The 14,378-nt window shown below is 68.7% G+C and carries 12 protein-coding genes and 1 riboswitch; of the genes, 9 read left to right on the top strand and 3 right to left on the bottom strand.

The window, feature by feature from the left end; all coding sequences use genetic code 11:
• Positions 1-29: 29 nt before the first annotated feature.
• The 6 genes from LTH93_RS05275 to mnhG are packed head-to-tail and all read left to right on the top strand — an operon-like array spanning position 30 to position 7,193.
• On the top strand, positions 30-3,104 hold the full coding sequence (locus LTH93_RS05275; protein ID WP_241470292.1) for a Na+/H+ antiporter subunit A: 3,075 nt from the start codon (positions 30-32) through the stop codon (positions 3,102-3,104).
• On the top strand, positions 3,101-3,769 hold the full coding sequence (locus tag LTH93_RS05270) for a Na(+)/H(+) antiporter subunit C (protein ID WP_241470291.1): 669 nt from the start codon (positions 3,101-3,103) through the stop codon (positions 3,767-3,769). The genes LTH93_RS05275 and LTH93_RS05270 overlap by 4 nt, the downstream gene beginning before the upstream one ends.
• Positions 3,769-5,499 carry a Na+/H+ antiporter subunit D gene (locus tag LTH93_RS05265; protein WP_241463635.1) on the top strand — a complete coding sequence of 577 codons (1,731 nt, stop codon included), beginning with the start codon at positions 3,769-3,771 and terminating at the stop codon, positions 5,497-5,499. The genes LTH93_RS05270 and LTH93_RS05265 overlap by 1 nt, the downstream gene beginning before the upstream one ends.
• Complete coding sequence (locus LTH93_RS05260; RefSeq protein ID WP_241470290.1) at positions 5,499-6,221, top strand: Na+/H+ antiporter subunit E; 723 nt, start codon at positions 5,499-5,501, stop codon at positions 6,219-6,221. Before LTH93_RS05265 ends, LTH93_RS05260 begins: the two co-directional genes overlap by 1 nt.
• Positions 6,221-6,814 carry a monovalent cation/H+ antiporter complex subunit F gene (locus LTH93_RS05255; protein WP_241463637.1) on the top strand — a complete coding sequence of 198 codons (594 nt, stop codon included), beginning with the start codon at positions 6,221-6,223 and terminating at the stop codon, positions 6,812-6,814. Before LTH93_RS05260 ends, LTH93_RS05255 begins: the two co-directional genes overlap by 1 nt.
• Positions 6,807-7,193: a monovalent cation/H(+) antiporter subunit G gene (gene mnhG / locus LTH93_RS05250; protein ID WP_241463638.1), complete on the top strand. Its 387-nt coding sequence runs from the start codon at positions 6,807-6,809 to the stop codon at positions 7,191-7,193. Before LTH93_RS05255 ends, mnhG begins: the two co-directional genes overlap by 8 nt.
• 12 nt (positions 7,194-7,205) lie before the next feature.
• On the opposite strand, the gene LTH93_RS05245 is transcribed toward mnhG, so the two are convergent.
• Positions 7,206-9,695, bottom strand: a complete 2,490-nt coding sequence (locus LTH93_RS05245; protein WP_241470289.1) for an ATP-binding cassette domain-containing protein — start codon at positions 9,693-9,695, stop codon at positions 7,206-7,208.
• Positions 9,688-10,353 carry an ECF transporter S component gene (locus LTH93_RS05240; protein ID WP_241470288.1) on the bottom strand — a complete coding sequence of 222 codons (666 nt, stop codon included), beginning with the start codon at positions 10,351-10,353 and terminating at the stop codon, positions 9,688-9,690. Before LTH93_RS05240 ends, LTH93_RS05245 begins: the two co-directional genes overlap by 8 nt.
• 71 nt (positions 10,354-10,424) lie before the next feature.
• A riboswitch (TPP riboswitch) is annotated at positions 10,425-10,571 on the bottom strand.
• 57 nt (positions 10,572-10,628) lie between these two features.
• On the opposite strand from LTH93_RS05240, the gene LTH93_RS05235 reads away from it, so the two are divergent.
• Positions 10,629-10,898 carry a DUF4235 domain-containing protein gene (locus LTH93_RS05235; protein WP_241463641.1) on the top strand — a complete coding sequence of 90 codons (270 nt, stop codon included), beginning with the start codon at positions 10,629-10,631 and terminating at the stop codon, positions 10,896-10,898.
• A 3-nt stretch (positions 10,899-10,901) separates the two neighbouring features.
• Positions 10,902-11,732 carry a carbon-nitrogen hydrolase family protein gene (locus LTH93_RS05230; RefSeq protein WP_241470287.1) on the top strand — a complete coding sequence of 277 codons (831 nt, stop codon included), beginning with the start codon at positions 10,902-10,904 and terminating at the stop codon, positions 11,730-11,732.
• Between the two features lie 45 nt (positions 11,733-11,777).
• On the opposite strand, the gene LTH93_RS05225 is transcribed toward LTH93_RS05230, so the two are convergent.
• Entirely contained in the window at positions 11,778-12,734 is a 957-nt protein-coding gene (locus LTH93_RS05225; protein WP_241463643.1) for an aminodeoxychorismate lyase, read from the bottom strand.
• 89 nt (positions 12,735-12,823) lie between these two features.
• Here LTH93_RS05225 and cls point away from each other — a divergent pair, with 89 nt between their 5' ends.
• Entirely contained in the window at positions 12,824-14,314 is a 1,491-nt protein-coding gene (gene cls / locus LTH93_RS05220) for a cardiolipin synthase (protein WP_241463644.1), read from the top strand.
• Positions 14,315-14,378: the final 64 nt, after the last annotated feature.

The following is a 14,378-nucleotide window of genomic DNA, read 5'->3' as shown; positions in this document are numbered from 1 at the left end:
AGGCTGATGACTGGAGAGGAGCGGGGTACATGATCATTGGGATGCTGGCTGTGCTGTTCGCGCTCAGCATCCTGACCCCCTTCCTGTACCACCGGTTCGGCCGCCGCACCTTCTTCTTCCTCGCCGCGGTCCTGGCTGTGGCCATGGTCGCGATCCTGAGCTATGTGCCCGCGGTGCTTGAGGCCGATCAGGCCGCCGGCATCGGCGAGCCCAACGCTCCTCCGGCCGAGGTGATCGAGTGGATCCCGCAGTTCGGCGTGGAGCTGGCGTTCCGCATCGACGCCCTGGCGCTGGCCATGTCGGTGCTGATCCTCGGCGTCGGGGCCCTGGTGATGCTCTACTGCGCCCGCTACTTCGCGTCCTCCGAGCGTGCGGCGGGCCCCTTCGCCGCGGAGCTCTTCGCCTTCGCCGCCTCGATGCTGGGTCTGGTGCTCGCCGATGACCTGGTCATGCTCTTCGTGTTCTGGGAGCTCACCACGATCCTGTCCTTCCTGCTGATCGGCTTCTCGGCACACCGGATCTATGCCCGCCGCTCAGCGATCCAGGCGCTGCTGGTGACCACCTTCGGCGGACTGGCGATGCTGGTGGGTCTGCTCTGGCTGGGCCAGCTCACCGGCAGCTACCGGCTCTCCGAGATCCTCGCCGCCGCCCCGGAGCTGGTCTCTGACCCCGCGACGGCGACCGCGGTGGACATCGCGGTGGCGCTGGTCCTGCTCGGCGCGCTCTCGAAGTCCGCGCTGGTCCCGTTCCACTTCTGGCTCCCCGCAGCGATGGCGGCGCCGACTCCGGTCTCGGCCTATCTGCATGCCGCCGCGATGGTCAAGGCCGGCGTCTACCTGGTGGCCCGGTTCGCCCCGGGCTTCCACGAGACCACCTTCTGGCTGCCGCTGGTGCTCGGGCTCGGGCTGCTCACCATGCTGGTCGGCGCCTGGCGGGCGCTGCGCCAGACCGACATCAAGCTGGTGCTCGCCTACGGCACGGTCTCCCAGCTGGGCTTCCTGATCATGATCAACGGGCTGGGCACCGAGGACGCGGCGCTGGCCGGACTCGCCATGCTGCTGGCCCACGGGTTGTTCAAGGCGGCGCTGTTCATGGTGGTCGGGATCATCGACCACCAGTCCGGCACCCGCGATCTGCGCAGGCTCTCCGGGCTGGCCCGGACCCAGCGCCCATTGTTCATCGTCGCGCTGATCGCCACCGCCTCCATGGCAGGCCTGCCGCCGCTCTTCGGCTTCGTGGCCAAGGAGGTCGTCTTCGAGTCGTTCTTCAGCTACGCCGAAGCCACCGACGGGGGCTCGGCGCTGACCTGGGGCTGGCTGGTGCTGGTCGGCGTCGTGCTGGGCTCCGCGCTGACCGTTGCCTACTCGGCCCGGTTCCTCTGGGGAGCCTTCGCCACCAAGCGCGAAGCCTCCGGCGCTGCGGCGGCGCCCATCGTCTTCAAGGGCCCGGTGCCGCGGGTCTTCCTCGCAGCTCCGATGATCCTCGCCGCGGCGACCGTGGGCCTGGCGCTGTTCCCGCAGCCGGTGCAGGCGCTGGTCGAACCCTGGGCCACCCTGTTCGCGCCGGTGGACCCCGCGGTCGAACCGACCTATCTCGCGCTCTGGCACGGACTGACCCCGGTGCTGGGACTCTCCGCGCTGACCTGGGTGCTGGGCTACGCGCTCTTCCGCCTCCGCGAGCCTTTCGCCCGCGTCCAGACGAAGGTGCCTCCGGTGTTCGACGCCGAGCGCGGCTACCGAGCCACGGTGCGCGGGGTCGACATGCTCTCCTCCTGGGTCACCGCCCGCACCCAGCGCGGTGCGCTGGGCTGGTACCTGTTCATCATCCTCGCCGTGGCGACGCTGGTGCCGCTCAGCGTGGTGATCTTCGGCGGCCCCGGAGGCGCCGGGGTCTCAGATCGCTGGATGGTGGACGACTTCATCATCGCCGAGCAGCCGCTGCAGGTGGTGCTCGCGCTGATCATCCTCGGCGGAGCCTCCGGCGCTATCTGGGCTCCCAAGCGCTTCATGGCGGTGCTGATGGTCTCGCTCTGCGGCTGGGGGATCGCCGGGATCTTCGCGCTGCAGGGCGCCCCGGACCTCGCGCTGACCCTGCTGCTGGTGGAGTCCATCGTGCTGGTGGTCTTCGTGCTCGCGCTGCGAAGCCTGCCGGCGGGCATCTGGACCCAGACCCCCACCCGGTTCAAGTTCGGCCGCGCGGCGCTGGGCATCGGCTTCGGCGTGGTCATGATGGCCGTCGCGGCGATGTCCATGAACGCCCGCACCGCCGATCCGGTGTCCGTGGAATACCCCTGGATGGCCTATGAGGTCGGTCAGGGCGCCAACATCGTCAACGTCACACTCGTGGACATCCGCGTCTGGGACACCTTCGGTGAGATCACCGTGCTCGCCGCCGCGGCCACCGGCGTCGCCTCGCTGATCTTCGTGAAACGCCGTGACGTGCAGCGCCGGGAGCTCCATGAGGTCCCCAGCGGCACCGTCGGACGGGTGCTCTCGGACAAGGCGCTCTCCCCGCGCCAGGTCCGCGAGATCAAGGTCGCCCGCTCCTTCGCCACCGTGGCCCGTGAGGCCTGGCTGGTGGCGGGCCGCACGGTGGCGCCGGAGCACCGCAGCATCGTCTTCGAGGTCATCACCCGGCTGATGTTCCACGGCATCATCATGATCTCGCTCTACCTGCTGCTGGCCGGACACAACCTGCCAGGCGGCGGCTTCGCCGGCGGCCTGCTGGCGGGACTCGCCTTCGTGCTGCGCTACCTGGCCGGCGGCCGCTACGAGCTCGAAGCCGCGATCCCGTTCTCCGCCGGCGCCATGATGGGCTGGGGCCTGGCCATCGCCTGCTTCACGGGCATCACCCCGCTGATCGCCGGCGGGCAGGCCTTCCAGTCCTTCGACTTCTACCTCACCCTCCCGATCTTCGGCGAGCACCACTTCGTCTCGGCGATCCTCTTCGACGTCGGGGTCTACCTGGTGGTCATCGGCCTGATCGTGGACATCCTGCGCAGCCTCGGCTCGGAGATCGATGTGCGCAGCGAACGTGAGGGCCAGCGCGCCACCACCACCGCGCACGGCATCCACGGCGAGACCTCTGCGGGGGTGGCCCGATGACCGTCAACCTGACCCTTCTGGTGCTCATGGGCGCGCTCTTCGCCATCGGCATCTACCTGCTCCTGGAGCGCTCACTGACCCGGGTGCTGCTCGGGATCATCCTGATCTCCAACGGGGTGAACCTGCTGCTGCTGCACACCGCCGGCCGCGCCGGACTCGCCCCGATCTATGATCCCGACATCTCCGCCGAGGAGTACCTGGACCCGCTGCCGCAGGCGCTGCTGCTCACCGCGATCGTGATCGCCTTCGCACTGGTCAGCTTCATGCTGGCGCTGATCTACCGGTCCTGGGTGCTCGCCCGGCAGGACGAGCTCGCCGACGACGAGGAAGACCGCCGCATCGCCTCCTACGCCAACGTCCATGACACCGAGGAAGACGCTGAGCTGGCCACCGAGACCACCGAGTTCGCCGATGACACCGACTCCTCGGGGCGCCAGCTGCTGAACCCGCGCCGCGGGGTGGATGAGGTGACTGGGACGGATGCCGCAGATGAGGCGCCCGCGTCCGGAGCGATGCACGCAGACCAGCTCGACGTCACCATCGGAGCCGGACGCGCCGACGGGCCGCCTCGGCAGGTCCCGGCAGATCCCGACGTCGAGCCGACGGCGGAACCTGACACCGATCCGGCTGAGGATCCAGACCCGACCGAAGGAGGTCAGCGCTGATGAACACCGAGTTCCTCAACTTCACCCCGCTGGCCGTGCTGATCCCGTTCTTCGGCGCGGGCTTCGCGTTCGCCTTCTACCGCAACAAGTCCGCCCAGCGGGCGATCACCATCGGCGCGCTCGTGCTCACCGTGATCCTCGAGGTCACGATGCTGAGCCACGTCTGGAACGGCGGCGCCCACGCCATCCACCTGGCCGGCTGGCCGGCGCCCTTCGGCATCGTGATGGTGATCGACCGGTTCGCGGCGCTGATGCTGGTGGTCTCCTCGATCATCACCCTGTGCGTGCTGCTCTACGCGGTGGGCCAGGGCGCCGCCGAGGAGAAGGACGACTCCGGTCCGGTCTCGATCTTCTACCCCACCTACCTGATCCTGGTGGCCGGCGTATCCAACGCGTTCCTCGCCGGTGACCTGTTCAACCTCTACGTGGGCTTCGAGATCTTCCTGACCGCCTCCTATGTGCTGCTGACCCTGGGCGGCGGTGAATCCCGGATCCGTGCGGGCGTCACCTACGTGGTGGTCTCGATCGTCTCCTCGATGCTGTTCCTGATCACGATCGGGATGATCTACGCCGCCACCGGCACGGTGAACCTGGCCGATCTCGCGCTGCGCCTGGCGGACCTTGATCCCAGCACCCAGCTGACCCTGCACGTGATGCTGCTGGTGGCCTTCGGGATCAAGGCCGCGGTGTTCCCGCTGGCCTTCTGGCTGCCCGACTCCTACCCCACGGCGCCGGCCCCGGTCACCGCGGTGTTCGCCGGGCTGCTCACCAAGGTCGGCATCTACGCGATGATCCGCACCGAGACGCTGCTCTTCCCGGGGGAGCGGATCAACACCGCGCTGATGATCGTCGCGGCGCTGACCATGATCGTGGGAATCCTCGGTGCGCTGGCGCAGGCGGACATCAAGCGCATGCTCTCCTTCACCTTGATCAGCCATATCGGCTATCTGGTCTTCGGGCTCGCGCTGAGCTCGATCATCGGCATGGCCGCCACCATCTACTACGTGGCCCACCACATCACCATCCAGACCACGCTGTTCCTGGTCACCGGACTGATCGAACGCCGGTCCGGGACCTCCAACGTGCTGCGCCTGGGCGGGCTGGCGAAGATCTCCCCGGTGCTGGGACTGCTGTTCTTCATCCCGGCGATGAACCTCGCCGGGATTCCACCGTTCTCCGGATTCGTCGGCAAGCTGGGCATGATGCAGGGCGGCATCGCGGAGAACACCTGGATCACCTGGACGCTGGTGATCGCCTCGGTGGTGACCTCCCTGCTCACCCTGATGGCGGTGGCCAGGATCTGGACCCGCGGCTTCTGGCGCAAGCCTGAGGACGCCGATGAGACTCCCGAGCGCCAGCTGATGTCCAAGACGCTGGCGCACTCCCGCGCGGCGAACAAGCGCTACCTGCCGATGTCGATGGTCGCCCCGACCGCGGCGCTGGTGGCGATGTCGCTGGCGTTCAGCGTCTTCGCCGGCCCGCTGATGGACTTCTCCCGGGCCGCCGCGCAGGATATGTATGAGCGCACCCCCTACCTGGAGGCCGTCTTCGGCCCCGACCGGACCGAGGGCGTGCGCGACGAGCTCGAGGAGTTCGCCGCCACCTTCCTGATCGACTATGAGCTCGACGACGGCGGCGCGGCCGAGCACGCTCCGGTGGAGACCTCCCTGCAGCCCGATGACGAAGCGGCCGACGTCGTCCCGGAGATCACCGACGGGGATGATCAGTGATGAAGAGACCCAAGACTCCGCTGAAGCTGGAGCTGCCGCTGATCGCGTTCCTCGGCTTCTTCTGGATGGCGATCTGGCAGGACTTCACGATCGGCACGTTCATCATCGGGGCGGTCTATGCCACGATCATCGTGCGGGTGTTCTACCTGCCGCCGCTGCGCGGCAGCGGACGGCTGAACCCCTGGTGGGGACTGGTCTTCACCGGTCGCTTCCTGGTGAAGATGGTCGCCGCCTCGTTCCAGGTCTCCTGGATCGCCGTCGTCGTCGGACCGAGGGTGAAGAACTCGATCATCTCGATCCAGCTGCGCAGCCATGACGACCTGATCGTCACCCTGACCGGGCATGCGCTTGCGCTGGTGCCGGGCTCCCTGGTCCTCGACGTCGACCGCACGACGGCGACGCTCTACCTGCACACTCTCGACATCAATTCCGATGAGGATGCCGAGAAGATCCGCCAGGACGCGCTGAAGACCGAGGCGCTGCTCATCCTGACCTGCGGGAATCGCTCGGACGTGGCCGTGGTCAAGGCGGAGAAGCGCCTGGGCAGGATGTCGGGCTTCTCCAAGACCGAGCGGGAGGCCCCGTTCATCCATCGCGGCGACGGTCCCAGCGAGGCCGAGCGGGACGCCGAACGTGCCGCGGGACGCGCCCCCGAGCGTACCGACATCGATGCCGGCGCCGATTCTCCTGAGCGGACCACGATCGAGGAGGTGGAGCACTGATGCTGGACATCGCCGTGCACATCACCCAGGTGCTGCTCGCCATCGGCGCCATCGGCAGCGTCTACCGCATCTATAAGGGCCCCTCCGTGCTGGACCGGGTGATCAGCCTCGACGTGATGCTCATCATCGTGGCCTCGATGATGATCGTGGACATGGTGGTCAACGACCACCAGGACTTCATCATGTTCGTCGTGATCACGGCCGTGATCGGCTTCCTCGGCGCGGTGGCCATCGCACGCTATGTGGTCGTGCGCTCTCCCGAAGAGGTGGCCAGCGAATCCTCCGAGCAGGACCCATACCCTGCGCCCCCGCTGGCCCCGGCCATCCCCGGTGCCGCTGCGGAGAGCGAGCCGGAGGCCCCGCACGACCCGGTGAGCACCCCCAGGATGCCCGGGATCGAGGTGGAGGAGGGCGAGGACGAGTCCACCTCCTGGTTCTCCGCCCTGACCCGCTCCGGGTTCACCCCGCGCCGCCACGACGACGCCCCCGCAGACGACGACGCCAGCGCCGACGCGGAGGAAGCCCCGAGTGCTGACACCGCTGCTCGCCCGCCCGCACAGAAGCCATCGAAGCAGGAGGATCGTGATGCTTGAGTCTCTCGACGCGGACCTGATCCTCGATGCGGTGGCCTCGGTGCTGCTGGTGATCGGTGGGCTGATGTCCCTGGCCGCCGGCGTCGGCCTGGTCCGGCTGCCCGATCTGCACTCGCGGATGCACGCAGCGACCAAGCCACAGGTGCTGGGGCTGCTCGCGCTGCTGCTGGCCGCGGCGATCAGCTGGCGGTCCTGGGAATGGGTCGCCATCGTGCTGCTCGCCTGGGGCCTGCAGCTGCTCACCGCGCCGGTCAGCGCGCACGTGGTGGGCCGCTCCGGCTACCGCACCAAGCACATGCGCCGGGATCTGCTCACCCATGACGAGCTCGCCAGCGCGGTCGAGCGGATCAGCCGGGACATCCCTCCCTCCCGCGGCTGAGCATGGACCCGCTCAGGTCCAGACGAAGTTCCATGCTCCGGCGAGGACCGCCGCGGTCACCGCCAGCGCCCCGATTCCGGCGCCGCCCAGGATCACCGGCAGATCCGCCGCGCTGAACCGCGCCGGGCGCGCCCAGCTGCGCGGTCCCGCGCCGAACCCGCGCGACTCCATGGTCACCGCGAGCCTGGTGGCCATCCGGATGGCCTGGACCAGCAGACCGAAGGCCTGCGAGGCCGTGCCGCGCATCCGTGCCGTGAGCCCGCCGTGCGCACCCACGCCGCGGGCTCGGCGGGCGTGCCCGATCGTTCTCCAATGCTCCGCCAGCAGACCGAGCAGCCGCATCGCCGCCAGCGCACTGAGCACGAAGCGCGCGGGCAGCCGCAGCTGCTGCGCCAGGGAGTCCGCCAGATCCGTCGGATCCGTGGTGGAGAAGACGATCACCGAAGGCAGCACGATCGCGAACGCACGGGCGCCCAGCGCGAGCCCCAGCGTGATCGATCCCTCGCTGATCGTGGTGAACCCCAGGTCAGCGAGCACACGACCGGACTCTTCGGCGGCGATCGCCGTGCCCCAGGCGGCCACCACCGCGCCCGCGGCGAAGGGCCAGACGCGTCGCAGGAAGCCGCCCGGTCTGATCCCGGCCAGCGGCAGCAGCGCGAGGCTGGCGAGGATCACGACGCCGGAGCTCACCGCGTCGATGGTCATCACCAGCGCCGCCGTGATCAGGAAGACCGCGATGAGCTTGGCCAGCGCATTGCGCCGGCCCAGCCAGGACAGCGACCGCTCAGGCCCGAAGAGCTCCCCACCCGGGGGGTCTGAGCGCTCCCCGCCCCGCTGCTCGTCCGGGGCGACCGGTTCTTCTCGCCGGACCTGGTGCTCACTCGCGTGAAGTCCGCGCAGGAAGGCGGCATCGTGGGTGACCGCCAGCACCGTTCCGCCGGAATCCACATGCTCGCGCAGCAGCGAGATGAGCTCTGCGAAGGTGCGGGCATCCTGGCCGAAGGTGGGCTCATCGAGCATCAGCACCTCAGGTCCCGCCGAGAGCACAGTGCCCACCGAGAGCCGGCGCTTCTCCCCGCCCGAGAGCGTGAACGGGTTGGCCTCGGCCAGCTCCGTGAGTCCGAGCCGCTCCAGCAGCCGGGCGACCCGGTCGTCGATCTGCTGCTCGTCGAACAATGGGTCCGTCGTGCCGGGGACCTCGGCCTGCTGCGCGCCCAGGGCGAGCTCCTCGCGGACGGTGCTGCGCACGAACTGGTGCTCCGGCTCTTGGAAGACCACCCCGATCCGGGCGACCAGGTCAGCGGAGCGCCACTTGTGCGGGTCCTCCGCCAGCAGCGCGCCAGCGCCCTTGAGCTCCGCAGTCGCCGAGACGCTGCCGGCGTGGGCGGGCAGCAGCCCCGCGAGGGTCAGCAGCAGCGTGGACTTCCCCGCGCCGTTGGCGCCGGTGATGCCCAGGGTCTGACCTCGGCGGATCACCAGATCGAGATCCTTCACGGTCGGCGGCGCCGGCTGCGCGCGCCGCCAGCCGGGTTTGGGGGAGTGGCGTCCGACGGCGAGGCCCTCGGCCAGCAGCAGCGGTTCGGCCTGCTTCCGCCCAGTCCCGCCCAGCCGCTCAGTCCCGCCCAGCCGCTCCGTACCACCCCTCCACACCGGCAGATCCTGCAGCGGATCCCGTCCGGGAACCCAGAGCCCCATGCCGGCCAGCTCCTCGCGAAGCGCAGCATCGGTGAAGATCTCCGCGGCGGGACTGCTCCTGCGGATCCCGCCGCCGGTCTCGAGCACCAGCAGGGTGTCCATGTGCTCCGCCCAGACCTCGAGACGATGCTCCACCAGGATGACCGTGGCGCCGGTGGCCTCGGCGGCGGCGAGCACCGCGTCACGTACCTGCCGGACGCCCTCGGGGTCCAGGTTTGCGGTGGGTTCATCGAGCAGCAACAGGCCGGGGCGCATCGCGAGGATCCCGGCCAGGGCCAGCCGCTGCTTCTGTCCTCCGGAGAGCTTCGCGCTGGGATGATCCAGGTCGAAGCTTTGCAGTCCGACATCGGTCAGTGCGGCCCGGACCCGCTGCCAGATCTGCTCCCGCGGCACGGCGAGGTTCTCGGCGGAGAAGGCCACGTCGTCGCCGATCCGCGAGAGCACCACCTGGGACTCCGGGTCCTGCTGCATCAGGCCGGCCCGGCCGCGGGCCTGCTCAGGGTCGACGCCGTCGAGCAGCAGCCGGCCGTGGACCTCGGCCTCATCATCATGCAGCACCGCGGCCAGCGCGTGCAGCAGGGTGGACTTCCCCGCCCCCGAGGGCCCCGCGAGGAGCACCTTCTCTCCCGGAGAGATCTGCAGGTCAAGGCCCGCCACAGCAGCACGCTCGCGTTCGGCATGGGTCCAGGACCATCGCTGCGCGGTGACGGCGACCCCGCGCGCAGGGTGCGCCCGGGTCGCGGAGCCGGGCTCAGGGACCGGGGTGCCGGCGAGATCACCAGCCCCGGCGTCGACCCGTTCACCCATGTGCTCGCCCGAGGCTCAGCCGTGGCTCCCGGTGCGCTCGCCGAGAGTTCAGCGGCCCCAGCACCGAGGCCGCCGCCAGTCCACGGGTGGCGAGCCAGGGGAGCACCCCGGCGATGATCGCCCCGGAGAGCGCGAAGCAGGTGATGTGGATGATGGTCTCGGTGGGGGCGTAGGCGTACATCGGGACGATCCAGTGATAGGTGATTCCGCCGGTGAGCCCGGAGGCGGCGCCGGCTGCCATCGCGAACTCCAGGGAGAAGCGGCGATAGGCCACCGCCAGGAAGATCAGCTCGGCGCCGAGGCCCTGCATGAACCCGGAGGAGAGCACCGTGAGTCCCCACTGGGAGCCCAGCAGGGCGGAGACCGCCGCGGCGACCATCTCGCAGTAGATCGCGGCGCCGGGCTTGCGGATCACCAGGGCCCCGAGGACGGCGGGGAAGAGCCACATCCCATGCACCAGGGTCTCCACCGGCGGGTAGAAGACGAAGAGGTTCCCGATCAGGTGGTAGCTGAGGTTCCAGCCCCAGAAGATGACTCCGGAGGCGACCGCGAGCACCGAGGCGACCACGATGTCGGAGACCGACCAGCGCCATGATCGGGCGGGGGAGTGTGCGCCTGTGCCGCGACCGGAGGTGGCCGCGCGTTTGCTGCTGCTCATGATGCTTCTCCCTGGATGAGGGCGGACCAGAAGCACGCAGGAGGAGAGCTCGAGCCGGAGCTCGAGCATCCGAGTGAAGATTCTCGACTTCCTTCGCAGGTCCTAACCTGATCAGGTGCGAGGGTCTGGGCCTTCAGCCCACTCTCAGCGCCCTGCCGGCGGAATCATGGCTTCTCAGCCGCGTTCTTCCGTCGAGGGGCGCTCCCCTGTCGTGTCTCAAATGACGTGCACTAGAGTAACACCAGGACATCGACCCACCCCCTGAGGAGAACATTGTGGACAAGCTTCTGGACAAGGGCATGGCCCTTGGCATCTCACTTGCAGGCGGCTTCGTCGCCACCCGAATCTTCGACTTCGTGTGGAAGAAGGCCACCGGCGACGACGCCCCGCGCGTGGGCAACGACGAGATGACGCTCAAGCGAGCCCTCGCCTTCTCCATCGGTTCCGCGGCCGTCTCTGCGACCGTGCAGGTGCTCTCCCAGCGGGGCGCAAGCTCTACGGTGAAGAAGCTCCGCAGCAAGGTCGGAGATCGCGCGGAGGTCTGATCGATGCGCATCGCTGCCGCTCAGATCACCACCGGCCCGGATCCTGAAGCCAACCTCGAACTGATCCGCGAATATGCCGCTCGCGCCGCGCAGGCCGGCGCCCGCGTCGTCGTGTTCCCCGAGGCGACCCAGCGAGCCTTCGGGCACCCGCTGCCACCTGTGGCCGAACCGGTCACCGGCCCCTGGGCCGAGGCGGTCCGCGCCCTGGCGCGCGAATTCCAGATCGTGATCGTCGCCGGGATGTTCACCCCCGGGGTTCCCAGCGGCGAGGGTCGACCGCGGGTGGTCAACACGCTCATTGCCGTGGGGCCGGCCGTTTCCGGCGAAGAGGTCGATGTCGCCTACGACAAGATCCATCTCTATGACGCCTTCGGCTTCAAGGAGTCCGACGGCGTCCAGCCCGGCCGCAGCCCCGCGCAGTTCGTGCTCGACGGGGTCACCTTCGGCCTGGCAACCTGTTATGACATCCGCTTCCCGAACCTGTTCACCGACCATGCCCGCTCCGGGGCGCAGGTGACCCTGGTGCCGGCCTCATGGGGAGCAGGGGAGGGCAAGCTGGAGCAGTGGCGGCTGCTCGCACAGGCCAGGGCGCTGGACTCCACGCAGTACATCCTCGCCTGCGGTCAGGCCGACCCCGCCGCCGCGGGGGTGGACGCGGTCCAGGGAGCGCCCACCGGAATCGGTCATTCGATGATCGTCTCCCCGCTGGGCGTCCCGCTCAGCGAGGCCGGCGGCGCACCCGAGCTGCTGGTCGCAGAGGTGGACCCGGAAGTGGTCAGCCAGACCCGAAAGATGGTCCCGGTGCTGAAGGACGCCCGCCAGCTGCAGAGCTGACGGGCGTTCTGCAGCACCGGCTGTGCCGGCGGGCTGTGGACGCGCTCAGTCCACCGGGTGATTGACCGGGAGGTCCTGGTCCAGGAAGCTGTTCAGCTGCGCGGTGAGTTCGGGGTCCACGGCGAGCTCGTGCTCATCGATCCGGTTCACCGGAGCGGCGAGCCGCACCGAGGACAGCAGCCACACGTGGTCTGCCGCGTAGAGATCCTCCGGGGTGAGCGGCCCATAGCCGAGCTTCCATCCCGCCCGCTCTGCAGCGGTGAAGATCGCGCCCTGCGTGGTGCCGGGCAGGATGCCGGTCTCCAGCACCGGGGTGATCAGCGTCGGGGGCTCGCCTGCGGCGCCCGCCTCGGCGATCAGTACCGTGGAGGTGGGCCCCTCGAGGACCTGGCCGTCGGAGGTGATGAAGATGACGTCGTCGAAGCCGCCGGCGTCGGCGTGGCGCAGCGCCGCCATGTTCACCGCGTAGCTCAGCGTCTTCGCCCCGAGCAGCAGCCAGGGCGCCCGCTCGGCGGCGGTGGAGTCATAGCCGCGGTCGAGCAGCGTCACGCCGAGCGGCTTTCCGCGGTTGGTCCGCATGCTCTCCGCCACCGGGGTCAGCATGAGCCAGTAGGTGCCGGCGAAGGCCGGATCCTCGGAGGCGGGCTCGTTCTCCACCCCGCGGGTGGCCACGAGCTTGATCGCGAGCTCCTCAGGCACTCCGCCCCGCGCGCGGTACTCCTCGAGGCCCAGCCCGACGGCGGCCTCCCAGGAGTCTCTCGGAGGGATGCCGATGTCGAGGATGCCGGCGGAGCGTCGCAGCCGGGCGAGGTGCGCGTCGAGCTTCCGCGGCGTCCCGTTGATGGCGTGCATCGTCTCGAATATCCCGTCCCCGCGAATGGCACCGAGATCGGTGATTCGCAGCTGGGGCTGGTGCGGGTCAAAGACCGCACCGGTGGGGTGTTCGGCGTCGATGCGTACGGCGACGGCGGCCACAGAGTCATCACGAAAGTGCTCAGCCATGGCTACAGCCTAGCTCCTGCGCGACCTGCCCGGGGCGATTGACGTGAGCGGACCCAGTAGGCTGTCTTGGAAGGATTGGGAGGGATGCGTTGCTGTGGCCATTTAGCGGGCTGGGACTTGACTCCCTGCCGCAGGGGATCTTCCTGAGCATCCTCGTGTTCGAGATCGGCGTACGGGTGGCTGTGATCGGCATCATCCCGTCGAACCGCCGTCCCAACACTGCGATGGCCTGGCTGCTCGCGATCTTCTTCATCCCCGCTATCGGGCTTCCGCTCTTCCTGCTCCTGGGTCGCAGCAAGCTCTCGGCTCGGCGGCAGGAGCGTCAGCAGCGGATGAACGCGGCGCTGCTGGAGGCCACCAGCCAGATGCAGCTCTCCGACCAGCTGCGCGAGCACGAGCAGCTCAGCGCCACCGTGGTGCTCAACCGCAACCTCGGCGCGTTCCCCATCCAGGAGGGGAACCAGCTCACCCTGATCACGGACTATAAGGCGTCCTTCACCTGGCTGGTCGATCAGATCGATGAGGCGCGGGAGTACGTCCACGTGCTCTTCTACATCGTCGGCGATGACCCCGAGTACACCGGCCCGGTCCTCGACGCCATGGAGCGCGCGGCCGAGCGCGGGGTCAAGGTGCGTTTCCTCTACGACCACCTCGGCACCGCCCGGGTCAGCGGCTACCGACGGCTCAAGCGCAGGCTGCGCAGCTCGAAGATCGAATGGTACCGGGTGCTGCCGATCCGCCCGCTGCGCCGTCGCTTCTCCCGCTTCGACCTGCGCAACCACCGCAAGATCGTCGTGATCGACGGCATCACCGCACTGACCGGCTCCACGAACCTGATCGAGCCGCACTACCAGCGCCCCGCGGCGGTGCGGATGGGTCGGCGCTGGGTCGAGCTCAACGTCGTGCTCACCGGTCCGGCCGTGACCGGGCTCGACATCGTCTTCGCCTCGGACTGGTATGCCGAGACCAACGAGAACCTCGGCGAGAAGCTGCTGGTGGACCTCGAGGCCGATGAGGCCGCCTCGGGCGGTTCGCTGGTCCAGGTCGTCCCCTCCGGCCCGGGATTCCCGGACGAGAACAACCTCCGACTCTTCAACGACCTGATCTACCAGGCCACCCATCGGATCATCATCTCCACGCCGTATCTGGTCCCCGACGATTCGCTGCTCTACGCGCTGACCAATGCCGCGCACCGCGATGTCGAGGTCCTGGTCCTGGTCTCCAAGAAGGCCGATCAGTTCACCATCCAGCACGCCCAGCAGTCCTACTATCAGATCCTGCTCGAGGCCGGGGTGCGGATCTTCCGCTACCCGGACCCCGATGTGCTGCACGCCAAGTTCATGATCATCGATGACCACGTCGCGGTGCTCGGCTCCTCGAACATGGACATGCGCTCCTTCTCGCTGAACCTGGAGGTCACGCTGATGATCGTCGACGCGGGCAAGGTGGCCGAGATCGAAGAGGTCTTCACCCGGTACCTGCTGCTCTCCACCGAGCTCGATCTTCAGGAGTGGGCCCGCCGGCCGTGGCACGTCCGATACCTGGACAACACGTTCCGACTGACCTCGGCTCTGCAGTAGAGCCCTTTCCGATGAGCGGATATACTCACTGCCCAGGGCGCCGGAGCGCACATTTCGGCCCCTC

The sequence above is a fragment of the Nesterenkonia sp. DZ6 genome, assembly GCF_022565835.1.
In the GTDB taxonomy this organism is placed as follows: domain Bacteria; phylum Actinomycetota; class Actinomycetes; order Actinomycetales; family Micrococcaceae; genus Nesterenkonia.
The sequence above is the reverse complement of the archived record's forward strand: the minus strand, read 5'-3'. Positions and strand labels throughout refer to the sequence as shown.